The organism is Janibacter sp. YB324 (assembly GCF_014217915.1).
GTDB lineage: Bacteria > Actinomycetota > Actinomycetes > Actinomycetales > Dermatophilaceae > Janibacter > Janibacter indicus.
This window is the reverse complement of sequence record NZ_CP060120.1, coordinates 3,000,527-3,024,188: the sequence shown is the minus strand read 5'-3', so window position 1 is coordinate 3,024,188 and position 23,662 is coordinate 3,000,527. Positions and strand designations below refer to the sequence as shown.

The window sequence follows — 23,662 nt, the reverse complement described above, 5'->3', positions numbered from 1 at the left end:
CCGGGGTCAGCGCTCGAGGACGAAGAGTCGCGTCGTCGTGTCGTAGTAGCGGTCCGTGAGCCCCTCGTCGCGCATGCCCAGGCGACGGGCGACCCGCTGCGAGGGCTCGTTGTCCGAGTGTGTGACGGCGACGACGCGGGGGAGGCCGGAGGCGTGGTCGAGCACGCGGGTGGCGGCTTCGGTCGCGATGCCGCGGCCCCACACGTCGGGGTGCAGGTGCCAGCCGATCTCGACCTCGGGACTGTCGAGGGCCAGCTCCGGGTTGCGCGGGTCCGCCGCGAGGGGCGAGCCGCTGATCGGGATCGGCTTGAGCAGCAGTGTCCCGACGAAGCGGTCGGCGAGGTCGATCGCCCAGATGCCCTGGGGCGCCGGGTAGGGCACGTCGCGGCGGCGGGGGATCGAAGCGCGTGCCTCGGCGACGTCGGTCATCGGCTGCCCGTCGCCGATCCACCGCTGCACCTCGGGCCGCGAGTGCAGGTCGAAGAGCGCGTCCGCGTCGTCGTCGCGGAAGGTCCGCAAGGTCAGCCGGTCGGTCGTCAGCGTCTCGGGCACGCCTCGATCCTCGCACCGGGCGGCGCCCCGCGCCCGCCCCTGCTGTCAGAGCGACTCGAGCTTGCGCACGATCCGCTGCACGGTGAGCCAGGTCCTCGTGGTGATGTCCTTGCCGTGGGTGCGATCGAGCCACCGCATGAAGTCCGGCGTCCTGCCCGGGTCGCCGTTGTCGATGACGGCGAGATAGGCCCGCGCCTCCTCGTCGAAGCCGACGACCCGCACGAGCGGGTCGGGGTCGTCGGGCACCTCCCCGGGGGTGACGCCGTCCTTGAGGAAGGTCGCGACGAGATAGGTCCCGCGCCCGTGCGTCAGACCGTCGAAGGGGTCACGCTCGAGCAGGCCCCGCAACTCATCCAAGGAGCGGATGATCGTGCCGCCCCCGATGCCCAGCTCCGCGACGAGCGCCTCCTGGATCCGCCGCTCCAGCTCCGGCACGTCGGTCTCGTCGGTCTCGAAGACGATGTTGCCGCTCGCGAGCACCGACCCGACCCGCGCCAGGCCGAGCCCTTCGTGGACCGCCCGCAGCTCGGCATTCGAGTTGTGGGGCAGCGTGGGCGCGATCCCGCGCAGCAGGGCGACGTAGCGCGTCATGGCCGCAGGTGCGAGGCGCCGTTGAGGTCGATCGTCGCCCCGGACGCCCACTGCGCGTCGGACGAGGCGAGCCAGAGCACGGCCGAGGCCACCTCCTCCGGTCGCCCCACCCGGCCGAAGGGGGAGTCCGCCCGGATCGCGTCTCCCGCAGGGGAATCCAACCGGTCCGCCACCCTCTCGGTGTCGACGAAGCCGGGCGCCACGGTCGCGACCGCGATGCCGTGTGGGGCGAGCGCGACGGCGAGCGAGGCGTCCATCGAGTGCAGTGCCGCCTTGGAGGCCGCGTAGGCCGGGTACTCGGGCTCGCCGCGGTGGACCCCGCGGGTGCCGATGGTGATGACCCGCCCCGGGAGCCCGAGCTCGACGAGCCGGCGGGTCATCGCGTGCGTGACCATCGCCGTCCCGAGGGTGTTGATCCGCAGGTAGTCCTCCCAGCTGCGTTGCCACGCATGGGGATCCGTCGTCGCGGGTGGGTGAGCGAGTGCGGGTGTCGTCGCGATGCCCGCGTTGTTGACGAGCACCGTGACCGGTGCGCCGAGGGCCTCCTCGGCTGCCGCCGGCAGGCCCGCGGCCTGGTCCGCGTCGCCCAGGTCGCCGACGACGAGGGCGTGCCCCTCGCCGGGGAGGGAGTCGCGCATCGCCTCCCCCTTCGAGGCTCCTTCGTCGCGCCTCAGGACACCGCCTTCGTCGACCACGGAGCGGACGTGCACCGCGACCCGATCACCTTGATGGGCGAAGGCGGTGGCGATGGCGCGACCGATGCCGCGGGAGGCTCCGGTGACGAGGACGGCTCGGGGCTCGCTCATGCCGACAGTCTGCTCCCTGCGGCTGTCGTCGTGCTGGGCCGGGCGGCGCGGCGTCGTGCGTAGCCGATGACGGCGATGATCGTCAGCGGGCCGAAGAAGTTCATGGGCAGGTAGGCGGCGACCATGACCCACATGGGGCCGCCGTCGAGGGCACCCTGGTCGGGGCGCCGCCCGGCCATGATGCCGAGCCACAGCTCGACCGTGAAGAGCCACGTCATCACCGTGCCGCCCAACGTGCCGAGCACCACGGGCACCCAGCGGTTGATCCTGATGCCGGCGAAGCGCTCGCCCCAAGGGCGCACCAGCCCGACGACGAGCACGGCCGCGAAGAGCTGGGCGATCGACAGACCGAGGACGTAGCCCCCTTCGCCCTCGTGGAGCACACGGAGCGGCTCCGTCCCCGGCATCCAGCCGGCGATCATCAGCAGCCGCCACACTGCCGACGGCAGCGCGCACGCGAGCACCCCCCACGCCGCTGCTCGTGCCCACGCCTGCGGTTCCCGTCCCTGCCATCCCTGTGTCATGGCTCCAGCCTCGTGGTGGCGGTCGGCACCCACCATGCAGCCACCGGCCGCGACGAAGGGGGGTCTGCCCCCGCTCAGGAGCCGGTCGGCAGGACCATCGCGACGACGTCCGGGGCATCGGCCTCGAGCCACGCGGGGCGGGTCGAGCCCACCTCGCGCCAGCCGGTGCGGCGGTAGAGCTCGACGGCCGAGCCGGTGGGGATGACGTCGAGGCACGGGGCGAGCCCGAGCGCGGCGACGTGGTCGAGGGCGGTGCGCATGAGGGCGGCACCGATGCCCTGGCCGCGCACGCGCGTCGCCGTGAAGTACACGCCGATCTCGGCGAGGCGCTCGGCCGGGAGGCCGTGGCCGGCCATCCACAGGCGGGAGAGGTCCGGCTCCCGGCTCACCGCTGGGTCGAGGACCGGCAGCACCGCGATGTGGCCGACGGGTTCGTCGTCGAGGAGGGCGGTCCAGGTCGCGAGCGTGCCCTCCCGCGCGACGAAGTCCTCCGGGGACATCGGCAGCGGCTCGCGGTGCGGGTACCCCGAGGCCGCCTGCTGCTCGACGAGGACGGCGCCGAGAGCGGGGAGCTCGGCGTCGGTTCGGGGGCGGATGACGAGGGGCACGGGCCCATCTTGCGGCACGCTGGGCCCTTGGTCTTCGACGGTCTTTGGATCCAGCTCTTCATCGATGTCCCGCGCGAGGGATGGGAGAGGTCGGTGGACTTCTGGGGGGCCTGACCGGCGCTGCCCGGGGTCCGTGGCGCGGGCTAGGCTACTCGAGCAAACTTTCTTGAGCGGAGTGAGGTCTCGATGACCCGGACGGCCACGTCGATGCGTCCCCGCATCCACCCCGCGTGGTGGGTCGCGGCCGTCGCCTTCCTCGCGCTGCTCGGGGCCGCCGGCTTCCGCGCCGCGCCCGGTGCGCTCATGGTGCCGCTCCACGAGGAGTTCGGCTGGTCGATGAGCACGATGTCGCTCTCGGTCGGGATCAACCTCCTGCTCTACGGTCTCGTCGCCCCCTTCGCCGCGGCCCTGATGGACCGCTTCGGCATGCGGCAGATCATCGCCGGCGCGCTCACCCTCGTCGCGCTCGGCGCCGGCGGCAGCACGCTCATGACGGCGTCGTGGCAGCTGCACATCTTCTGGGGCGTGCTCATCGGGACCGGCACCGGATCGATGGCCCTCGTGCTCGCCGCGACCGTCGCCAACCGGTGGTTCGTGGCGCGAAGGGGGTTGGTCATGGGCGTCCTCACCGCCGGCTCCGCCACGGGGCAGCTGATCTTCCTGCCGCCCGTCGCGGCGCTGGCGGAGGACGTCGGCTGGCGCCCCGCCTCCCTCGTCATCGCGGTCGCCGCGCTCGCCGTCGCGCCCATCGCCTGGCTCGTCATGCGGGACCACCCGCACGACCGGGGGGTCCTCCCCTTCGGCGCTGATCCGCAGACCTGGGTGCCTCCGGCAGAGGTGACCGGCGGGGCCATGGGCCGGGCGATTGACGGGCTGCGTTTCGCGGTGCGGCACAAGGCTTTTTGGGCGCTCGCGCTCGCCTTCGCCATCTGCGGCGCGACGACCAACGGGCTCATCGGCATCCACTTCATCCCGTCGGCGCACGACCACGGCATGTCGCAGACGACGGCCGCCGGGCTGCTCGCACTCGTCGGCATCTTCGACATCGTCGGGACGATCGCGTCCGGCTGGCTCACCGACGTCTTCGACCCGCGGTGGCTGCTCGTCGCCTACTACTTCTTCCGCGGGGTGGGGCTGCTCGTGCTGCCGCTGCTGCTGTCCGACGCGGTGCACCCGAGCATGCTGCTCTTCATCATCGTCTACGGCCTGGACTGGGTGGCGACCGTGCCGCCGACCGCCGCGCTGTGCCGGGAGGTCTTCGGCGAGCAGGGGACGATCGTCTTCGGGTGGGTCTTCGCCGCGCACCAGATCGGGGCGGCGCTCGCGGCCTTCGGGGCCGGGGTCATCCGCGACACCTTCGGCGCCTACACGTGGGCCTGGTGGGGCGGCGCGATGCTCTGCGTCATCGCCTCCTTGCTGTCCTTCGCCGTGCGGCGTGAGCCGGTGCTCGAGCCGGAGTCGGAGCGGGTGGCCGTCGGCTGACCGACGCGCAGGGGTGGGGCTAGCGTGCGGACATGAGCACCGCCTTCCAGGACGCCTACCCCGACGACGTCGCGCACTGCTACGGCTGCGGGACGCAGAACCCCGCCGGTCACCAGCTGAAGTCGCACTGGGACGGGGAGGAGACCGTCGCGCGCTTCACCCCGCGGCCCGAGCACACGGCGATGCCCGGCTACGTCTACGGCGGGCTCATCGCCTCGCTCGTCGACTGTCATGGCACGGGTAGCGCGGCCGCCGCCGGGCACCGCGCCCAGGGGCGCGAGATGGGCAGCGAGCCGGCGCTGCGCTATGTCACCGCCTCGCTGCACGTCGACTACCTCGCGCCGACGCCGATGGGGGTCGAGCTGACGCTGCGGGGCGTCATCGAGGAGGTCACCGAGCGCAAGGTCGTCGTCGCCGAGACCGTGCACGCCGGCGAGACGCTCGTGGCGAAGGGGAAGGTCGTCGCCGTGCTCATGCCCGCCGGGATGGCCCGGGGCTGACCGGCGGCGTGTCGCGCTGCAGTTCTTGGGGCAGCGCGACGGAAGACCCCGAAGATCCGGGGGAGAGGCGCGCGCGGTGCCTGAACTGCCGCGCGACACGCTGTGGGCTGCTCAATCGAGGAGGCCGGCGGCGCCGGCGGGTTCGGCATAGGCGACCGCCAGCGACTCGACCGTCTCGTGGGCGTTGAGCCCGCTCGGGTTGGGCACGACCCACAGCCGGGCGCCCTCGACGGGCTCGGGCTGCTCGCCCGTCTGCGCCTTGCGCACCCCGAATGCCTGGCGGTAGGCGGTGATCCCCGCGACGGCGACGACTGCCGGCCGGGTGCTGGCGATGGTGGCCAGCAGGCGCTCGCCGCCCTCGCGCAGCTCGTCGGCCGTGAGCTCGTCGGCGCGGGCGGTGGCCCGGCGCACGAGGTTGGTGATGCCGATGCCGCGCTCACGGAGGTGCTCGCGGTCCTCGTCGGTCATGCCGGCGGCGGGGTCGACGGCCTGCGTGAGGACGCCCGCCCGCAGCAGCGCCGGGTAGAAGCGGTTGCCCGGGTGCGCGAAGTGGGTCTGCGTCGCCGCGGTCCACAGCCCGGGGTTGATCCCGACGAAGAGCAGGTGCAACTCCTGGCCGGGGCCCGGCAGCAGATCGGGCACCTCGGCGTCGCGGTAGGACTCCAGCTCGGCACGGGTGAAGCTGGGGCGGGCACTTGGCATGTCCGTCACCCTAGATCGGCCTCTGGGTGGAGGTGGACGCGACCGGATAGTCGGACGCAGATACCTCTACCCGGGACGTAGGGCGACGTGGGACCCGGCTCAGGCGCTGGCGCGGAAGGCCCGCAGCCGCAGGCTGTTGCTCACGACGAAGACGCTGGACAGGGCCATCGCGGCACCGGCGAGCATCGGGTTGAGCAGCCCGAGCGCCGCGAGCGGGATCGCCGCGGTGTTGTAGGCGAAGGCCCAGAAGAGGTTGGCCTTGATCGTGCCGAGGGTCTTGCGCGAGAGGCGGATCGCGTCGACCGCGGCCCGCAGGTCCCCTCGCACGAGGGTGATGTCGGCCGCCTCGATCGCCACGTCGGTGCCCGTGCCCATCGCCAGCCCGAGGTCGGCCTGCGCGAGCGCGGGTGCGTCGTTGACCCCGTCGCCGACCATCGCGACGACCTTGCCCTCGCCCTGCAGGCGCGTGACGACGTCGACCTTGTCGGCGGGCATGACCTCGGCGATGACCTCGTCGATGCCGACCTCGGCGGCGACCTGCTCGGCGACCGCGCGGTTGTCCCCGGTGAGCAGGACGGGGGTGAGGCCGAGCTTCTTCAGCCCGGCGATGGCCTCGGCGCTCGTCGGCTTCACCGTGTCGGAGACGACGAGCACGCCACGCGCCAGCCCGTCCCAGCCGACGGCGATCGCCGTGCGACCCTCGGCCTCGGCGGCCGCCTTGGCCGCGGCCAGCTCGCCGTCGAGCGCCATGGCCCAGTCGGCGAGCAGCGACTCACGGCCGGCGACGACCGCGTGTCCGTCGACGACGCCGGTGACGCCCTGGCCCTGCACGTTGTCGAAGCCCTCGACGACCGGCAGGTCGCCGACCTCGGCAGCGGCTCCCTTCGCGATGGCCTGGGCGATGGGGTGCTCCGACGCGTGCTCGAGGGCCCCGGCCAGCCGGAGGAGATCGGTGCGGTCCACCCCCTTCGCCGGGACGGAGTCGACGAGGGCCATGGCACCGGACGTGACCGTGCCGGTCTTGTCGAGGACGATCGTGTCGACCGTGCGCGTGGCCTCCAGGACCTCGGGGCCCTTGATGAGCACGCCCATCTGCGCGCCGCGACCCGTGCCGACGAGCAGGGCGGTGGGCGTCGCCAGACCGAGCGCGCACGGGCAGGCGATGATGAGGACCGCGACGGCCGCGGTGAAGGCGGCGCTGACGGGGAAGCCCGCGCCGAGCCAGGCGCCGAGGGTCGCGACGGCGATCGCGATGGCGACGGGGACGAAGACCCCCGAGACCGTGTCGGCGAGGCGCTGGACCTCGGCCTTGCCGGACTGCGCGTCCTCGACGAGCCGGGCCATCTGCGCCAGCTGGGTGTCGGAGCCGACCCGGGTGGCGCGCACGACCAGCCGGCCACCCTCGTTGACCGTCGCGCCCGTCACGGCATCGCCCTCGCCGACCTCGACCGGGACGGACTCGCCGGTGAGCATCGAGGCGTCGATGGCGCTCGTCCCCGAGGTGATGACGCCGTCGGTCGCGACCTTTTCACCCGGCCGCACGACGAACTCGTCACCGACCGTCAGCTCCTCGACCGGGATCCGCACCTCGGTGCCGCCGCGCAGGACGGCGACCTCCTTGGCGCCGAGCTCTAGCAGGGCGCGCAGGGCGTCGCCGGCGCGGCGCTTGGACCGCTTCTCGAAGTAGCGCCCCATGAGGATGAAGGTGATGACGCCGGCGGCGACCTCGAGGTAGATGCTGCCGAGGCCGTCGGTGCGCGAGATCGTCAGCTCGAAGGCGTGCGTCATCCCCCGGTCGCCGGCGGTGCCGAAGAAGAGGGCGACGACCGACCACAGCCAGGCCGACAGCGTGCCGACGGAGATCAGCGTGTCCATCGTCGCCGCGCCGTGGCGCAGGTTGGTCCACGTCGCGCGGTGGAAGGGCCAGCCGGCCCAGAAGACGACCGGCGTCGCGAGCACGAGCGAGGCGAAGCCCCAGTAGTCGAACTGCAGGGCCGGGACCATCGCCAGCAGGATGACCGGGACGGCGAGCACAGCCGAGCCGATGAGTCGCTGGCGCAGGGCGGTCAGCTCTCGGTCCTGCGGGGCATCCTCCTCGGACGAAGGGGGTTCCGCCGCCGGCAGGGTCGCGGTGTAGCCGGTCTGCTCGACGACCGTGATGAGGTCCTGCGGGTCGGTGCCGAAGGGGGCGGTGACCGTCGCCTTCTCGGTCGCGTAGTTGACGCTCGCGGTGACGTCGTCGAGCTTGTTGAGCTTGCGCTCGATCCGGTTGGCGCACGACGCGCAGGTCATGCCGCCGATCTGCAGCTCGACGGTCGAGGTGGTGACCGGGTCGGTCTCAGTGGTCATGGTCGGTGTCTCCGTGCGAGGTGCTGGGGGTTGCGGTGCTGCCCGCGGGGCTGCTGCCCGCGGTGTCGACGACGAGCGGCGCCGTGTGCACCTGCCCGTCGACCTTGACGTCGAGGTAGAGCAGGTAGCGCCCGGGCGTCGGGGCCGTGGTGACGAAGTCGATCTCCGGGCCGCCGGGCTCGGCGGCCGTGGGCGCTTCGCCCTCGGGGTGGACGTGGAGGTAGGCCAGGTCGCCCTCGCGCAGCGCGACGAGGTGGCCGGCGGCGCCGAGGTAGGGCTCGATCGTCGTCACGGGCTCGCCGTCGCGCTCGACCCGCAGGGTGAGGCGCGACTCCTCGCCGGGCACGAGGTCGCCCTCGACACTGACGTCGAGGCCGTCGACGCTCGTGGTCCGGGTCGGTTGCGACGCGGTGGGGGTGAGGTCACCGGCGACGTCGACTGTGGAGGTGAGGGTCACCCCTTCGTCGGCGTCGGCCGGGGTGGTGTCGGCGTAGAGGCGGTAGGTGCCGGCGGCCTGCCAGGTCCACGGCAGCGACCACGTGCCGTCGGCGGCGCGCTGCGGGTGGACGTGACGGAAGTGCTGGCCGTCGCTGCGTACGACGACCAGGTGCAGCTCCTCCTCGTGCTCGACGGAGTAGTCGGTGACCGGGTCGCCGTCGGCGTCGGTGACCGTCAGCTCGAGGCGGCCGCGCTCGTCGACCTCGGTCGGGGCGGAGACGCCGGTGAGGCGGTAGCCGTCCTGCTCGAGCGCCAGGCCCGCGGGTGCGGCTGCGTCGTCGTGGGCGGAGTGGTCACCGGCGGCGTCGCCGGTGCCGTCGTCGGTGGGGGAGGCGTGCTCGCCGCCGTGGGTGGTGCTCTCCTGCGCCCAGGCCCGCGCGGTCTCCTCGGGCACGACCGCGCGGGCCGTGACCGCGGCGAGCGCGAAGACGACCGCGAGGGCGAGACCGAAGAGACCGAGACGGGTCGGGGCGTTCATCCTCAGGCCTTGGTAGCCGTGTAGCCGGCCTCGGTGACTGCGGCGATGACGGCCGCGTCGTCGACGTCACCGGAGACGACGAGCTTGCCGGTCGCGGAGCTCACCTCGACGACCTCGGCGCCGGGGATCTCGCTGACCTCCTCGCGGACGGACATCTCGCAGTGGCCGCAGGTCATGCCGGTCACCTGGTACTCGGTGGTGGTCGCGCTCATCGTGGGTTCCTCTCGATCTATACCTATGGGGGGTATCTGATGAGGTCAACTGTATACCCCCTTGAGGTATTCCGGCACCGGAGTGTCGAGAAGGCGCGACTCAGTCGCGGGCGTAGCCGGTCGAAGGGTTCTCGCGGTGGTGCCGGTGCCGGACTCAGCCGCAGTGGTAGCGGCAAGCGGCGATGCGCACCTCGTCGCCGATGACCTTGTAGACGAGCCGGTGCTCGTCGGTGATGCGGCGATACCAGTACTCCGCGAAGTCGCGGCGGGCGACACCGTCGTCTACGACGCGCAGATCGACGACGCCAACTCGGTGCTCTCCGAGGGCTACTACCGCTGGTCGGGCCAGGAGACGGCGCTCCTGGTCACCGAGGTCTCCTTCGACCGGGCGCAGCTGCCGACGCGGGTCGACGCCTTCCACCGCGCCCACGCCGACGGCCCCGACCTGCGCTCGCACGAGCTCGCGCTCGAGCATGGCGACCGGGTGCACCTGGCCCAGCCCGAGGCCGCGGTCGGCGTCCACGGGATCCGGTGGGACTGGGCGCCCCAGGCCCCGTGCAGGGCAGACTGAGCGGATGCGCCGCTTCGAAGAGCTCGCCTGGAGCGAGACCCCCAGAGGTGAGATCAGCCTGCGTCGGCGGATCGAGCCGACGCTCAAGGTCGACGTCTACGAGGTCAAGCTCGGCGACGAGTTCCTCATGTCGAGCCTCTTCACGGTCGCCGAGATCGAGCTGGCTCGCCTCGGTCTGACCAGGGCGAAGGGGGACCAGCTCGACGTCGTCGTCGGCGGCCTGGGCCTGGGGTGTACCGCCAAGGCGGCGCTGGAGGACCCGCGGGTGAGCTCGATGCTCGTCGTCGACGCCATGCCCGAGGTCATCGACTGGCACGAGCGGGAGCTGCTGCCGGACGCGCCCGCCGTCGTGCGCGACGAGCGCACTCGCCTGCTGCTCGGCAACTTCTTCGAGCTCGCGGGGTCCGAGGAGGGCTTCGACCCGGACGAGCCGGGCCGGCTGCACGACGCGGTGCTCCTTGACATCGACCACACGCCGCACCGCCTGCTCCACCCCGACCACGCCCCCTTCTACTCCGTCGAGGGTCTGCAGCGGCTGCGGGCGCACCTGCGCCCGGGCGGCGTCTTCGCCATGTGGTCCGACGACCCGCCGGACGCCGACTTCTGCGCGCTGCTCGAGCAGGTCTTCGACGAGGTCGAGGCGCACGTCGTCGCCTTCGACAACTTCCTCACCGGCGGGCAGTCGAGCAACACCGTCTACGTCGCGTTCTGAGCTGGCGGGGGTAGCGGGTCCTGCCAGGCCCGGACCAGCTCCGCCAGACGAAGGGGGATCGCCACCCGCCAGTCCTCGGGCAGCACCGAGGCGGCCGGTGCCGTCGCGCTCGACGAGCTCGTCCTGCACGCCTGGGACCTGGCGAAGGGGACGGGCCAAGGCTTCGATCCTGACCCTGAGGCGCTGGATGCGGCCGAGGGCTTCTGCGCCCAGATCCCCGACGACCCCGAGGCGCGGCAGGGGCTCTTCGGGCCGGGCGCTGGCGTCGAAGGCCGGCACCCGTCGGGCCGAGAGCCGCTCGTCGCAGCTGGAGCGCATCGCCTGCGTCGACTGGCTCGAGAGCATCGACGCGGTGCTCTGCGCCGACATCGCCGACCCCAGGCTCTGCCACGACAGCAGGGAGCCGAGCGACATCGACGGGCCGAGGGACAGCACCGAGGCGAAGGACCCGATGCTGCCGATCGACAGGTAGCTCGTCTGGCCCGAGTGTGCCGCCCTTCGAGACGGGCGCGGGGCGCCCTCCGGGTCCTGAGGAGGAGGCCGCCCGCGGCCGACGTCTCGAAGGGCAGGGATCGGGGCATGGGGCCTGGCCGGGAAAGTTGCGGATGACCGGGAAGCGCGGACGTGGCCGCGCAATTGCGCGGGCACGTCCGGCTTTCCCGGCCACGCGCGGATATCCCGGCCAGATCAGGACTTCCCGGCCAGACGGGCCCTCCCAGGTACGAAGGGCGATGCAGGCAGCCGGGAATGAACTCCCTTCGCTCGTAGTTGAGCCAAGTGAACTCAACTTTTGGGTCACGGATTTGCGCAATCCGCGGACGGGATCCTAAGTTGAGCGACAGCAACTCAACCCGCGTCGGGGTGACCACCTCGACCACCCGAACAAAGGAGCGCCTCATGGCCCGTGCCGTTGGCATCGACCTCGGAACCACCAACTCTGCCGTCGCCGTCCTCGAGGGTGGCGAGCCCACGATCATCCCGAACGCCGAGGGTGGCCGCACCACCCCCTCCGTCGTCGCCTTCTCCAAGGGCGGCGAGGTCCTCGTCGGCGACATCGCCAAGCGTCAGGCGGTGACCAACGCCGACCGCACCATCCGCTCGGTCAAGCGCCACATGGGCACCGACTGGACGACCGACGACATCGACGGCAAGAAGTACACCGCCCAGGAGATCAGCGCCCGTACGCTGCAGAAGCTCAAGCGCGACGCCGAGTCCTACCTCGGTGAGGACGTCACCGACGCGGTCATCACCGTCCCCGCCTACTTCGACGACGCCGAGCGCCAGGCCACCAAGGAGGCCGGCGAGATCGCGGGCCTCAATGTCCTGCGCATCGTCAACGAGCCGACGGCGGCCGCCCTGGCCTACGGCCTCGACAAGGGCAAGGAGGACGAGCTCATCCTCGTCTTCGACCTCGGTGGCGGCACCTTCGACGTCTCCCTGCTCGAGGTCGGCAAGGACCCCGAGGACGGCTTCTCCACCATCCAGGTCCGCGCGACCTCCGGTGACAACCAGCTCGGTGGCGACGACTGGGACGAGCGCATCGTCGATCACCTCCTGACCCAGGTGAAGAACAACACCGGCGTCGACCTCTCCGGCGACAAGATCGCCATGCAGCGTCTGCGCGACGCCGCCGAGCAGGCGAAGAAGGAGCTCTCCTCCTCGACGACCACGTCGATCAACCTGCAGTACCTGTCCATGGGCGAGAACGGCCCCATCCACCTCGACGAGTCGCTCTCGCGGGCGAACTTCGAGCAGATGACCAAGGACCTGCTCGACCGGACCAGGACCCCCTTCGAGAACGTCATCAAGGACGCGGGCGTCCAGGTCTCCGACATCGACCACGTGGTCCTCGTCGGTGGCTCCACCCGCATGCCGGCCGTCAGCTCGCTCGTCAAGGAGCTGACCGGCGGCAAGGAGCCCAACAAGGGCGTCAACCCGGACGAGGTCGTCGCGCTCGGCGCGGCCCTGCAGGCCGGTGTCCTCAAGGGCGAGCGCAACGACGTCCTGCTCATCGACGTCACGCCGCTCTCCCTCGGCATCGAGACCAAGGGCGGCCTCTTCACCAAGCTCATCGAGCGCAACACCGCCATCCCGACGAAGCGCTCCGAGGTCTTCTCCACCGCCGAGGACAACCAGCCCTCCGTGCTGATCCAGGTCTTCCAGGGTGAGCGCGAAATCGCGCGGGAGAACAAGAACCTCGGCACCTTCGAGCTCTCCGGCATCGCGCCGGCGCCGCGCGGCGTGCCGCAGATCGAGGTCACCTTCGACATCGACGCCAACGGCATCGTCCACGTGACGGCCAAGGACCGGGGCACCGGCCAGGAGCAGAAGATCACCATCTCCGGCGGCTCTGCGCTGTCGAAGGAGGAGATCGAGCGCATGGTCAAGGAGGCCGAGGCGCACGCCGACGAGGACAAGGCCCGGCGCGAGGAGACCGAGGCCCGCAACAACGCGGAGAACCTCGTCTACTCCACCGAGAAGTTCCTCGGTGAGTCCGGTGACAAGCTGACCGACGAGCAGCGCAAGCCCGTCGACGACGCGCTCGCCGACCTCAAGGAGGCCCTCAAGCCGGAGTCCGGCGTGAGCGTCGAGGAGCTGGCCAAGAAGGTCGACACCCTCAACGAGGAGTCGCAGAAGATGGGCGCCGCCCTCTACGCGGCCTCCGCGGAGCAGGGCGAGGGCGCGGCCCCCGGCGGCGACGCCGGCGCCGAGCAGCCCGCTCCCGAGGGTGACGACGACATCGTCGACGCCGAGGTCGTCGACGACGACGAGGAGAAGAAGTGACCGACCCCAACCAGCCGATCGAGCCCGAGGTGACCGCGGACGCGGCCCACCCGGAGGCCGAGGAGCAGGTCGTCGAGGCCGAGGTGGTCGACGAGGCCGCAGCTGACGCTGCGCCTGAGTCGGCCACCCCGGCCGACGGGGCCACCGCCCCGGGCGAAGGGGAGGCCACCGGCGACGCCGAGGTCCACCCCGACACGGCCCGCGCCGACAAGCTCCAGGACGACTACCTGCGCCTGCAGGCCGAGTACGTCAACTACAAGCGGCGCGTCGACCGGGACCTCCCGGTGCACAAGGAGCGCGCGGTCCACGACCTGCTCGAGTCGCTCCTGCCGGTCCTCGACGAGATCCACCTCGCCGAGCAGCACGGCGACCTGCCGGAGGGCAGTCCCTTCCGGGCGATCGCCGACAAGCTCGAGCAGGTCCTCACCAAGCAGGGCCTGGAGCGCGTGGGCGTCAAGGGCGAGGCCTTCGACCCCAACGTGCACGAGGCCCTCATGCACGGCGCGTGGGACGCCTCCGACCCGGAGCTGCCGAGCGACGCGACGGCCACGACGGTCGTCACCGTGCTCCAGCCCGGCTACCGCGCCGGCGAGCGCGTCCTGCGCGCCGCCCGCGTCGCGGTCGCCGACCCGCAGTAACCACCACCGAGAGGAGGAGACATGGCCAGTCAGGACTGGTTGGACAAGGACTTCTACGCGGTCCTGGGCGTCGCCAAGGACGCTGATACCACGGAGATCAAGAAGGCCTACCGCAAGCTCGCCAAGCAGTACCACCCCGACCGCAATGCCGGGGACGCCGCCGCCGAGCAGAAGTTCAAGGACGTCGGTGAGGCGCACGCCGTGCTCTCCGACCCGGAGCAGCGTCGTGAGTACGACGCCATCCGCTCGATGGCTGGCGGCGGTGCGCGATTCACCGCCGGCGGCCCGGGTGGGGGCGCAGGCTTCGAGGACATCTTCTCCGCCTTCGGCGGGGGAGGGGGCGGCTCGCGGGTGCGCTACAGCACCGGCGGCGGCTCCCCCTTCGCCGGGGGTGGGGCGGGCGAGCCCGACCTCGAGGACATCCTGTCGATGTTCGGCGGGGGCGGCGGCGCCGGCTTCGGTGGGCAGGGTGCGGGCTTCCGCGCCCCGCGGGGCCCGGTCAAGGGCCAGGACCTCACCGCCCGCACCGAGCTGTCCTTCCGCGACGCGGTCGAGGGGCGCACCATCGCCCTGACCGTCAACGGCGAGAAGGTCAACGCCAGGATCCCTGCCGGCGTCAAGGACGGCCAGAAGATCCGCCTGCGCGGCAAGGGAGGTCACGGCGACCAGGGCGGGCCCCGCGGTGACCTCATCCTCACCGTGTCGGTGGGCAAGCACCCGGTCTACGGCCGCGACGGCGACAACCTGACCCTCGATCTGCCGGTGACCTTCCCCGAGGCCGCCCTCGGTGCCACGGTCGCCGTGCCGACCCTCGACGGGTCGCAGGTCAAGGTCAGGATCGCGCCGGGGACCCCGAGCGGCCGCGTCCTGCGGCTCAAGGGACGCGGCATCGCGACGAAGGGGGCCACCGGCGATCTGCTCGCCAAGGTCCAGATCATCGTGCCGACCGAGCTCAGCGAGGCCGAGCGCGAGGCCGTCGAGGTCCTGCGCGATGCCCGCACCGACGACCCGCGCGCCGCGCTGTTCGCCGCCGCGAGCGCCTGACCGCGACACACTGGTGACGCACCGATGACGACAGGAGGTGGGCATGGTGGCACGGATCTCCGGCATGAGCGGTGACGACCGCACGCCCGTCTACGTCATCTCCGTCGCCGCCGAGCTCGCCGGTATGCACGCGCAGACGCTGCGCCAGTACGACCGGATCGGGCTCGTCACGCCCTTGCGCACCCGGGGTGGCGGCCGACGCTACAGCGCCGCCGACGTCACCCGGCTGCGCGAGGTGCAGCGGCTTTCCCAGGAGGAGGGCGTCTCGCTCGCCGCGATCCAGCGCATCTTCGACCTCGAACACCAGGTCGAGGCGCTGCGCGAGCGGGTCGCCGAGCTCGACGACGAGCTCGACGCCGCGCACGAGCAGCTCGGGCAGGGTCGGCGCTTCTTCGCGGTCGGCTCGCAGGGTGACATCGTCGCCCTGCGTCACGGGCAGCGCCCGCGGCAGCAGACCGGCGGGCAGGCGCTCGTCGTGTGGCAGCCGTACGGCCGCGCCTGACCTCGCGCCCTCGACGTCCGGGTCAGACCCGCTCGAGCACCTCGCCCCACTCCCGCAGCCGTCGCTCGACGGCGGCCTGCTCGGCCGCCAGACGCTTCAGGCCATCGGCCGGGTGGATCGGGTCCGGCCACTTGGGGCGCGTGGTGTCCCCTTCGTACTCCCCGCGCAGGCGGCGGCGCACCAGCGGGACGACCTCGTCCCGGACAAACCTCGCCTCCGCCTCGAGCGCGCCGCGCCAACCGGACGGCTCGTGGGGGACGAAGTTGCTCAGCTTGAGCGTGTGCTGCACCCCGATGCGCTCCGCGACGGCCGCGGCCATCCGCTTGTGCCCCGGCCGGGCCATGTGGATCCGGTCCATCGCCCACAGCGTGCGCTGGTCGTACTCCGCCATGAGGGCGTGGTCGACGAGCGTGACGTCGTGGGTCGCCGCGAGGTCGCGGATCGCGGAGTTGAACCCCTCGACCCGTCGGGTCAGCGGCTTGAGCAGGCCGGAGGCCTGCGGCACGAAGGTCGTGAAGACGACGACCTGGGCGCCGGTGTCGACGAGCCGCCGCAGCGCGGCCTCGTAGCGGGTCGCGATGCCGTCGACGTCGGCACGCAGCGAGAGCAGGTCGTTGCCGCCGGCGGCGAAGGAGATGTGCGTCGGGCGCATGGCGATCGCGAGGTCGAGCTGGTCGGTGACGACCTGGTCGAGGAACTTGCTGCGGATCGCCAGGTTGGCATAGCGCCAGGCGGGGTCGGCGCGGCCGAGCTGGCGGGCGAGCCGGTCCGCCCAGCCCCGCACCTGGTTGGGGTAGTGGACGTGCGGGTCGCCCACGCCCTCGGTGAAGGAGTCGCCGACCGCGACGAAGAGCCCACTCATGTCGTGGTCATGCTGGCGGGGCGGTCCGCCCCTGATCAAGGGGAGCGGGGCTCCCTTCGCCATCTCGCCGCCGGGAGTTCACCCGCAGGACGAAGGGAGGGCCGTGGCCGTTGTCGGAGGGCGCTGGCAGGCTGTGCTCCATGCCACTTCCCCAGGACGCCGCCTCGGTCTTCGATCGCAAGAACACCCCGCTCATGCGTCTCGTCGACGCCACCGACCCGCAGGCGCTCGCGGGCCCGAGCCCGTGCGCCGGCTGGTCGGGGCTCGACGTCGTGCAGCACCTCATCGACACCCAGCGTGACTTCCTGCTCAAGGCGGGCGCCGACCTGCCTGACCCGGCGCCGACGGTCGCTGCGCTCGGGCCGGCCACCGCGTGGCGCACCCACGCCGAGGGCGTCGCCCGGCAGCTCGCCGACGACACCCTGGCCGAGCGGCCCTACGAGACGCCCTTCGGCTCGACGACGGTGGGCGCCGCCTTCGACCGCTTCTACGGCTTCGACCTGCTCGTCCACCGCTGGGACATCGGTGCGGCCGCGGGCGTCCCGGTCGAGCTGAGCGACCGCGAGCTCGACCAGGTCGAGGAGGCGCTGGCCGGATTCGGCGACGCCGTGCGCAGCGAGGGCGTCTGCGGCCCGGCCGTCGAGGTCGGCCCCGATGCCAGCCGCCAGGAGCGGGTCATCGCCTTCACCGGGCGCGACCCGCGCGCCTGACTGGCCCTCGCCGCGTGGGCGGCGGCCGGGTGGCACCAACGCTGCCGGGGTCGCGGGCGGGCGAAGTTGGGCGGGGTCAGGCGAGCGCTTCGCCCAACCCGGTGAGCAGCCGGTCGACGTCGGAGTCATCGGTGTAGGGCGCGACACCGACGCGGATCCCGACGTCGACGTCGAGTCCGAGCGCCCGGAAGGGCTCGTGCGCGTAGAAGGTCCCGGCCGGCGCGAGCACGTCCACCGCGGCGAGCTTCGCGGCGACCGCGCGGGCATCACCGCCCGGCAGGGTGAAGAAGAGCGTCGGGGTGCGGTCGGCGGCCCGCGAGTGGAGCACGACCCGGTCGCCGAGGTCGGCGAGCGCGGCCTCGATCCGCTGCCGCAGGCGTAGCTCGTGGGCGTGGACGAGATCGTGCGCCGCCGCCAGCCGCTCCCGGCGCGACAGGCCCTGCGGGGCCAGCGACGCGATGACGTCGACCGCCGCTGTGGCGCCCGCCATGATCTCGTAGGGCAGCGTCCCCAGCTCGAAGCGCTCCGGCACCGCATCGGTCGACGGCAGCAGCTTGTCGGGCCGAAGGCCGTGCAGGAGAGTCGGATCCGCCGCCAGCGCCGCGCAGTGCGGGCCGAAGAACTTGTACGGCGAGCACACGTAGAGGTCGGCGCCGAGCGCCGCGACGTCGATGTGCGCGTGCGCCGTCAGGTGCACTCCGTCGACGTGCACGAGCGCCCCGACCGCGTGGGCCCGCTCGGCGATCCGGGCCACGGGCGGACGGCTGCCGAGCAGGTTGGACGCACCGGTCACCGCGACGAGCCGGGTGCGCTCGGTGACGATCTCGTCGAGGTCGGTCAGGTCCAGCTCGGCCGTCGAGGAGTCGAGCCGCAGCCACCGCACGCTCGCCCCGACGGCCTCGGCGGCCTGCACCCACGGCCGCACGTTGCAGTCGTGGTCGAGCTCGGTGACGACGACCTCGTCACCCGGCCCCCACCCCTTCGCCAGCGCCCGCGAGATGTCGTAGGTGAGCTGGGTGGCGCTGCGGCCGTAGACGATCCCGTCGGGGGAGGCCCCGAGCAGGTCGGCCATCGCGGAGCGGAAGCCGGCGATGGCTGCCTCGGCGTTGCGCTCGCTCGCCACCGAGGAGCCGCGGTTGGACAGCGGCCCGGTGAGCGTCGCAGCGATCGCCTCACCGACCTCGGCCGGGGTCTGGGTGCCGCCCGGCCCGTCGAAGTGGGCTATGCCGGAGTGAAGGGAGGGGAAGAGGGCGCGGAGTGCGGCGACGTCGACGGACATGTCGTGATCATGCCCACCGACGTCGCCGCCGGGGAAGGCGGTCAGCTCACCGCGGCCGCGAGGCGCGCCAGCGAGTCCTCGAGCTGCGACTCCTTGACGAGCGGGAAGCCGACCTTGTCCAGGAGGGCCTGGTCGTTGACGCCGCTCCAGTCGTAGGTGTGGGTGACGATGGTGCTGTCCGAGCCCTGCGGCTCCAGCTCCCACAGCCACTCCCACCCGGGCGGCTCGGTGCCGGCGGGCGCGGTCTTCCAGCCGACCATCTTGTTGGTGTCGTAGGCGGTGACGTGGTTGTCCGTCTGGTACTCGCCGCCCATGTGGTCGCCGGACATGTTCATCGTGAAGACGTCGCCGACGGCCTGGATCCGATCGGTCTTCTCGTCCGAGCGGACGAAGCCGGAGCCGTCGAGCTCGGCGTGCCGTTCGGGGTTGGTGAGCACCTCGAAGACGTCCTTGGCGGGCGCGTCGACGGTGCGCTGGACAGTGATCTTCTGCTCTTGTGCCATGCCGTCGACGACACCACGCGCGCCGTCCGATGTCCACCCCCGTGGTCGTGACAGGCTGGTGACATGTCCGAGCACCTGATGGTCTTCCCCGACCGTGACGACGCCGATCGCATCGCCGAGGACCTGCGCGACGAGGGCTTCACCGAGGTCCGCGTCGTGCGTGAGGCCCTCGCCGGTGAGGACGACAGCGAGGACCACGAGTGGGCCGTCCACGTGACCGAGGAGATGGTCGCCGACGAGTCCGGGGCGGTCGCCAAGGGGCTGCGTGAGCGCTTCGCCAAGCTTGCCGAGGACCACGACGGCTGGTACGACCCCGAGCCGCGGACCTGAGCGTCAGCGACCCGCCACGGGTGCCTGGGATCGCGCGATGTTGCGGCCTCGGCACTCCCTTGTGTCACGATATGGTGACGAACTACCCACGGACCGTCCCCATCCACCCGGCGTCCACGGGTCCCGACATCGGAGGTTTCGCCCGTGGACACTGGCAGTGAGCCCGCGGGGTGCCATCGCGCCCTGGGCGAGCGTGGCATGGCCTCGCGTCGTCAGGCCCGACAGACCCGTCGCTACTACACCCTGACGGCAGCCAGCACGGTCGTTCCCGGCCTCGGCCTGATCCAGACCCGGCGTCGCACCGGCATCGCGATGGTGGCCGGGTTCTTCCTCACGATCCTCGCCGTCTGCGGGTGGGGTCTGACGAAGGGAGTCACCTCCTCGGTCATCGGCGTCGGCGTGAGCCGGCAGGCCTTGATGATCCTCATCCCCGTGGTCGCCGTCGGCGCCCTCATCTGGATCTGGGGCATCGTCACCACGGCTCGGGACAACATGCCACCGGGCATGAGCGGACGGCCGCGCATCGCCATGGTGGTCTTCGCCTCGCTGGCGGCGCTGCTGATCTTCGCGCCGGCTGCGCAGTCGGTGCGCTACGCGGTCATCCAGCGCTCGCTGATCGGCACCGTCTTCGACCAGCTGCGCCCTGCGGGCGCGGCCGCGCCCGGCGATGGTGACGACCCGTGGGCCGGCACCGGCCGAGTCAACGTCATGCTCGTCGGATCGGACGCGGGTGAGGACCGCGACGGCATCCGTCCCGACTCGATCATGGTGGCGAGCGTCGACACCAAGACCGGCGAGACCGTGCTCTTCGGCATCCCCCGCAACTTGCAGAACATCCCCTTCTCGAAGGACAACCCACTGTCGAAGCAGTACCCAGAGGGGTTCAACTGCGGCGACCAGTGCCTCATGGAGTACGTCTGGACCCTCGGTCGGGACAACGCCGAGCTCTTCCCCGGCGACGACAACCCCGGCCTGACCGTCACCAAGGACGCTGCGTCGCAGATCCTCGGCCTCGACATCGACTACACGACGGTCATCAACCTGGAGGGCTTCACCCAGCTCGTCGACGCGATGGGCGGCGTGACGATCGATGTCAAGGAGCGGGTGTGCATCGGCTGCAAGATCGAGGGTGGCGTCGTCGTCGGCACGACCGGCTACATCGAGCCGGGCGTGCAAAAGCTCGACGGCTACCGAGCTCTCTGGTACTCCCGCTCCCGGGGCCGAGTCGACCGATGGTGACTTCTCGCGCATGCGGCGTCAGCGCTGCATGGTCGGGGCGCTGCTCAACCAGGTCAACCCGACGTCGATGCTCGTGCGCTACCCCAAGCTCGCGAAGACGCTCGAGGACAACGTCAAGGTCGACATCCCCCAGCAGGACCTCAAGGCGTGGTCCGAGCTCGTGCTGCGCATCCAGGACAAGGGCAAGATCCAGTCGCTGCCCCTGACCAACAAGAACATCGACGTCAACAAGCCCGACTACGCCAAGATCCACGCGATGGTCGACGAGGCGATCAACCCCCCGCCCCCGGCCCCCAAGACATCGACCCCGAAGAAGACCCCCAGCTCGACGAGCACCACCGAGCCGTCCTCCTCCTCGACGACCGATACCGACGAGCTGAGCGACATCACCGCCACCTGCTGACCCTCGAGACTCTGCATTGCCCAACGGCAATGCAGAGTCTCGATGTCAAGACTTCGTGGCCTGTCCCTGTTCTCGTGCGGGGTGGCTCTGGCCGAAGGGGAGCACGCGGCGGAAGGGGGTCGGTACAGAGTTGAGCGGAATAGACTCAAGTCTGGGAAGGTTGATCGAAGAAGAGACCACCGCCAGACGTAGAGGAGACCCCATGGACTTCCAGCCCACCACCAAGGTGGCCGAGGCGCTCGCCTTGGCCCAGCGTTCGGCCCAGACCCAGGGGCACCCCGAGGTCACGCCCGACCACCTCGTGAGCGCCCTCGTGCAGCTCGACACGCCGCAGTGCGACACCCTCCTGCAGGCCGCCGGGACCGGCGCCGGACACGTCCTCGCGCAGGCCGACGCAGCCGTGCGGGCACTGCCGACCACGAGCGGTGCGGCGGCCTCCCCTTCGCTGGGGCGCAGCCTGCTCGCCGTGCTCCAGCAGGCCGACACCCTCATGCGGGCGAAGGGGGACACGCACCTCGCCCTCGACCTGCTCCTGCTCGCGCTCGCCGAGACGGGCCACCTCGCGGCCGTCGAGTCCCGCGGCGCCCGCGACATGGAGGCGAAGATCGACGAGCTGCGCGCCGGGCGCAAGGTGACTTCCGAGACGCCCGCCGAGGGCGGCGATTCGCTCGAGCAGTACGGCACCGACCTGACCCAGGCCGCCCGCGACGGCAAGCTCGACCCGGTCATCGGGCGGGACGCCGAGATCCGCCGCGTCGTCCAGGTGCTCTCCCGCCGGACGAAGAACAACCCCGTGCTCATCGGCGAGCCCGGCGTCGGCAAGACCGCCGTCGTCGAGGGCCTGGCCCAGCGCATCGTCGACGGTGACGTGCCCGAGTCGCTGCGCGACAAGCGGCTCGTCAGCCTCGATCTCGGCGCGATGGTCGCCGGCGCGAAGTACCGCGGCGAGTTCGAGGAGCGGCTCAAGGCCGTGCTCGAGGAGATCAAGGCCAGCGACGGGCAGATCGTCACCTTCATCGACGAGCTGCACACCGTCGTCGGTGCGGGGGCGTCCGGTGAGGGCGCCATGGATGCGGGCAACATGCTCAAGCCGATGCTCGCCCGCGGCGAGCTGCGACTCGTCGGCGCGACGACGCTCGACGAGTTCCGCGAGCACATCGAAAAGGACCCGGCCCTGGAGCGGCGCTTCCAGCAGGTCTTCGTCGGTGAGCCGAGCGTCGAGGACACCATCGCGATCCTGCGCGGGCTCAAGGAGCGCTACGAGGCGCACCACAAGGTCGAGATCGAGGACAGCGCGCTCGTCGCGGCGGCCACGCTGTCGGACCGCTACATCACCGGCCGGCAGCTGCCCGACAAGGCGATCGACCTCGTCGACGAGGCCGCGTCGCGCCTGCGGATGGAGATCGACTCCAGCCCCGTCGAGATCGACGAGCTGCGCCGCGCTGTCGACCGGCTGAAGATGGAGGAGCTGCACCTGTCCAAGGAGTCGGATGCGGCCTCCGTCGACCGGCTCGAGCGGCTGCGCGCTGACCTCGCCGACAAGTCCGAGGAGCTCGCCGCGCTCACCGCGCGCTGGGAGGCGGAGAAGTCCGGCCTCAACCGGGTCGGTGACCTCAAGGCGCGGGTCGACGAGCTGCGCACGCAGGCTGAGCGGCTGCAGCGCGAGGGTGACTACGAAGGCGCATCCCGGCTGCTCTACGGCGACATCCCCGCCGCCGAGCAGGAGCTGGCGGCCGCGCAGGCCCAGGAGTCCGAGGCCGAGGCGAGCGAAGGCTCGCCGATGGTCAAGGACCGGGTCGGCAGCGACGACATCGCCGAGGTCATCTCGGCGTGGACCGGCATCCCCGCCGGGCGCCTGCTGCAGGGCGAGACGGAGAAGCTGCTGAACATGGAGTCGATCATCGGCTCCCGGCTCGTCGGGCAGGCCGATGCCGTGCGCGCGGTCTCCGACGCCGTGCGTCGCTCGCGGGCCGGCATCGCCGACCCCGACCGGCCGACCGGGTCCTTCCTCTTCCTCGGCCCGACCGGTGTCGGCAAGACCGAGCTGGCCAAGTCGCTGGCCGACTTCCTCTTCGACGACGAGCGCGCGATGGTGCGCATCGACATGTCGGAGTACGCCGAGCGGCACGCGGTCGCGCGCCTCATCGGTGCGCCCCCCGGCTATGTCGGCTACGAGGAGGGTGGCCAGCTCACCGAGGCCGTGCGCCGGCGTCCCTACTCCGTCGTCCTGCTCGACGAGGTCGAGAAGGCCCACCCCGAGACCTTCGACATCCTCCTGCAGGTCCTCGACGACGGGCGCCTGACCGACGGCCAGGGTCGCACGGTCGACTTCCGCAATGTCATCCTCGTCATGACCTCCAACCTCGGCAGCCAGTTCCTCACCGACCCACTGCTCGAGGGCGAGGCGCGCCGCGAGTCCGTCATGGGCGTCGTGCGGCAGGCCTTCAAGCCGGAGTTCCTCAACCGGCTCGACGAGATCGTCATCTTCGACGCGCTGAGCCGCGACGAGCTCGGCCACATCGTCGAGCTGCAGGTCCGCGAGCTCGCGAGTCGGCTCGCCGACCGTCGGATCCACCTCGAGGTCACTCCGGCGGCTCGCGAATGGCTCGCCGAGACCGGTTACGACCCGGCCTACGGCGCCCGCCCGCTGCGCCGCCTCGTGCAGCGCGAGATCGGTGACCGGCTGGCCACCGCCCTGCTTGCCGGCGACGTGCGTGACGGCTCGACCGTCGTCGTCGACCGCGACGAGGAGGGCGACGGGCTCTCCCTTCGCTGAGGGGCGC

The 23,662-nt window shown here is 71.7% G+C and carries 24 protein-coding genes and 1 pseudogene; 12 read left to right on the top strand and 13 right to left on the bottom strand.

Annotated elements, in window-relative coordinates:
• Positions 1-6 precede the first annotated feature (6 nt).
• From H7A72_RS14870 to H7A72_RS14850, 5 genes are all read right to left on the bottom strand, one after another.
• Positions 7-552, bottom strand: a complete 546-nt coding sequence (locus H7A72_RS14870) for a GNAT family N-acetyltransferase (RefSeq protein WP_185221015.1) — start codon at positions 550-552, stop codon at positions 7-9.
• A 45-nt stretch (positions 553-597) separates the two neighbouring features.
• Complete coding sequence (locus tag H7A72_RS14865; RefSeq protein WP_185221014.1) at positions 598-1,143, bottom strand: DUF1697 domain-containing protein; 546 nt, start codon at positions 1,141-1,143, stop codon at positions 598-600.
• Positions 1,140-1,949 carry an SDR family NAD(P)-dependent oxidoreductase gene (locus tag H7A72_RS14860; RefSeq protein ID WP_185221013.1) on the bottom strand — a complete coding sequence of 270 codons (810 nt, stop codon included), beginning with the start codon at positions 1,947-1,949 and terminating at the stop codon, positions 1,140-1,142. The genes H7A72_RS14865 and H7A72_RS14860 overlap by 4 nt, the downstream gene beginning before the upstream one ends.
• Positions 1,946-2,473: a hypothetical protein gene (locus tag H7A72_RS14855; RefSeq protein ID WP_185221012.1), complete on the bottom strand. Its 528-nt coding sequence runs from the start codon at positions 2,471-2,473 to the stop codon at positions 1,946-1,948. Before H7A72_RS14855 ends, H7A72_RS14860 begins: the two co-directional genes overlap by 4 nt.
• Positions 2,474-2,547: 74 nt before the next feature.
• Positions 2,548-3,081 carry a GNAT family N-acetyltransferase gene (locus H7A72_RS14850; RefSeq protein WP_185221011.1) on the bottom strand — a complete coding sequence of 178 codons (534 nt, stop codon included), beginning with the start codon at positions 3,079-3,081 and terminating at the stop codon, positions 2,548-2,550.
• Positions 3,082-3,267: 186 nt separating this feature from the next.
• Here H7A72_RS14850 and H7A72_RS14845 point away from each other — a divergent pair, with 186 nt between their 5' ends.
• Together H7A72_RS14845 and H7A72_RS14840 are read left to right on the top strand one after the other, a co-directional pair.
• Positions 3,268-4,563, top strand: a complete 1,296-nt coding sequence (locus H7A72_RS14845; protein WP_185221010.1) for an MFS transporter — start codon at positions 3,268-3,270, stop codon at positions 4,561-4,563.
• 32 nt (positions 4,564-4,595) lie between these two features.
• The gene (locus tag H7A72_RS14840; protein ID WP_185221009.1) at positions 4,596-5,063 is read left to right on the top strand and encodes a PaaI family thioesterase; all 468 of its coding nucleotides are present in this window, start codon (positions 4,596-4,598) and stop codon (positions 5,061-5,063) included.
• A gap of 111 nt (positions 5,064-5,174) precedes the next feature.
• Here the strand turns inward: H7A72_RS14840 and H7A72_RS14835 are convergent, their stop codons facing one another.
• The 5 genes and pseudogenes from H7A72_RS14835 to H7A72_RS17250 all read right to left on the bottom strand — a co-directional run.
• On the bottom strand, positions 5,175-5,765 hold the full coding sequence (locus H7A72_RS14835; protein ID WP_185221008.1) for a mismatch-specific DNA-glycosylase: 591 nt from the start codon (positions 5,763-5,765) through the stop codon (positions 5,175-5,177).
• Between the two features lie 99 nt (positions 5,766-5,864).
• Positions 5,865-8,114, bottom strand: coding sequence for a cation-translocating P-type ATPase (locus tag H7A72_RS14830; RefSeq protein WP_185221007.1), 2,250 nt, complete (start codon positions 8,112-8,114; stop codon positions 5,865-5,867).
• Positions 8,104-9,090 (bottom strand): heavy-metal-associated domain-containing protein, encoded by a 987-nt coding sequence (locus tag H7A72_RS14825; protein WP_185221006.1) that lies wholly within the window; start codon positions 9,088-9,090, stop codon positions 8,104-8,106. The genes H7A72_RS14830 and H7A72_RS14825 overlap by 11 nt, the downstream gene beginning before the upstream one ends.
• Before the next feature lie 2 nt (positions 9,091-9,092).
• On the bottom strand, positions 9,093-9,302 hold the full coding sequence (locus H7A72_RS14820; RefSeq protein WP_072625748.1) for a heavy-metal-associated domain-containing protein: 210 nt from the start codon (positions 9,300-9,302) through the stop codon (positions 9,093-9,095).
• A 154-nt stretch (positions 9,303-9,456) separates the two neighbouring features.
• A pseudogene (locus H7A72_RS17250) lies at positions 9,457-9,558 on the bottom strand (type II toxin-antitoxin system YoeB family toxin); the annotation flags it as partial.
• Positions 9,559-9,877: 319 nt separating this feature from the next.
• On the opposite strand from H7A72_RS17250, the gene H7A72_RS14810 reads away from it, so the two are divergent.
• From H7A72_RS14810 to H7A72_RS14790, 5 genes are all read left to right on the top strand, one after another.
• Complete coding sequence (locus H7A72_RS14810; protein WP_084449762.1) at positions 9,878-10,585, top strand: spermidine synthase; 708 nt, start codon at positions 9,878-9,880, stop codon at positions 10,583-10,585.
• Positions 10,586-11,482: 897 nt separating this feature from the next.
• Positions 11,483-13,369: a molecular chaperone DnaK gene (gene dnaK, locus H7A72_RS14805; RefSeq protein WP_185221005.1), complete on the top strand. Its 1,887-nt coding sequence runs from the start codon at positions 11,483-11,485 to the stop codon at positions 13,367-13,369.
• Complete coding sequence (locus H7A72_RS14800; protein WP_185221004.1) at positions 13,366-14,007, top strand: nucleotide exchange factor GrpE; 642 nt, start codon at positions 13,366-13,368, stop codon at positions 14,005-14,007. The genes dnaK and H7A72_RS14800 overlap by 4 nt, the downstream gene beginning before the upstream one ends.
• Before the next feature lie 21 nt (positions 14,008-14,028).
• Entirely contained in the window at positions 14,029-15,051 is a 1,023-nt protein-coding gene (locus H7A72_RS14795) for a DnaJ C-terminal domain-containing protein (protein WP_185221003.1), read from the top strand.
• A gap of 43 nt (positions 15,052-15,094) precedes the next feature.
• Positions 15,095-15,553 carry a heat shock protein transcriptional repressor HspR gene (locus H7A72_RS14790; protein WP_185221002.1) on the top strand — a complete coding sequence of 153 codons (459 nt, stop codon included), beginning with the start codon at positions 15,095-15,097 and terminating at the stop codon, positions 15,551-15,553.
• A 22-nt stretch (positions 15,554-15,575) separates the two neighbouring features.
• Here H7A72_RS14790 and H7A72_RS14785 read toward each other — a convergent pair whose 3' ends face one another.
• Positions 15,576-16,415, bottom strand: coding sequence for an SGNH/GDSL hydrolase family protein (locus tag H7A72_RS14785; RefSeq protein WP_223277669.1), 840 nt, complete (start codon positions 16,413-16,415; stop codon positions 15,576-15,578).
• Positions 16,416-16,555: 140 nt separating this feature from the next.
• Here H7A72_RS14785 and H7A72_RS14780 point away from each other — a divergent pair, with 140 nt between their 5' ends.
• Complete coding sequence (locus tag H7A72_RS14780) at positions 16,556-17,125, top strand: TIGR03086 family metal-binding protein (RefSeq protein ID WP_185221000.1); 570 nt, start codon at positions 16,556-16,558, stop codon at positions 17,123-17,125.
• 76 nt (positions 17,126-17,201) lie between these two features.
• On the opposite strand, the gene H7A72_RS14775 is transcribed toward H7A72_RS14780, so the two are convergent.
• Positions 17,202-18,404, bottom strand: coding sequence for a cysteine desulfurase-like protein (locus H7A72_RS14775; protein WP_185220999.1), 1,203 nt, complete (start codon positions 18,402-18,404; stop codon positions 17,202-17,204).
• 41 nt (positions 18,405-18,445) lie between these two features.
• Complete coding sequence (locus H7A72_RS14770; protein ID WP_185220998.1) at positions 18,446-18,907, bottom strand: SRPBCC family protein; 462 nt, start codon at positions 18,905-18,907, stop codon at positions 18,446-18,448.
• 63 nt (positions 18,908-18,970) lie between these two features.
• Between H7A72_RS14770 and H7A72_RS14765 the strand changes: the two genes are divergently transcribed.
• The 4 genes from H7A72_RS14765 (at position 18,971) to clpB (ending at position 23,655) form a co-directional block, all read left to right on the top strand.
• Complete coding sequence (locus H7A72_RS14765; protein ID WP_072625714.1) at positions 18,971-19,237, top strand: ribonuclease E inhibitor RraB; 267 nt, start codon at positions 18,971-18,973, stop codon at positions 19,235-19,237.
• A 198-nt stretch (positions 19,238-19,435) separates the two neighbouring features.
• Positions 19,436-20,476, top strand: coding sequence for an LCP family protein (locus H7A72_RS14760; RefSeq protein ID WP_185220997.1), 1,041 nt, complete (start codon positions 19,436-19,438; stop codon positions 20,474-20,476).
• Between the two features lie 10 nt (positions 20,477-20,486).
• Entirely contained in the window at positions 20,487-20,879 is a 393-nt protein-coding gene (locus tag H7A72_RS14755; protein WP_185220996.1) for an LCP family protein, read from the top strand.
• 202 nt (positions 20,880-21,081) lie between these two features.
• Entirely contained in the window at positions 21,082-23,655 is a 2,574-nt protein-coding gene (gene clpB, locus H7A72_RS14750; protein WP_185220995.1) for an ATP-dependent chaperone ClpB, read from the top strand.
• Positions 23,656-23,662 lie beyond the last annotated feature (7 nt).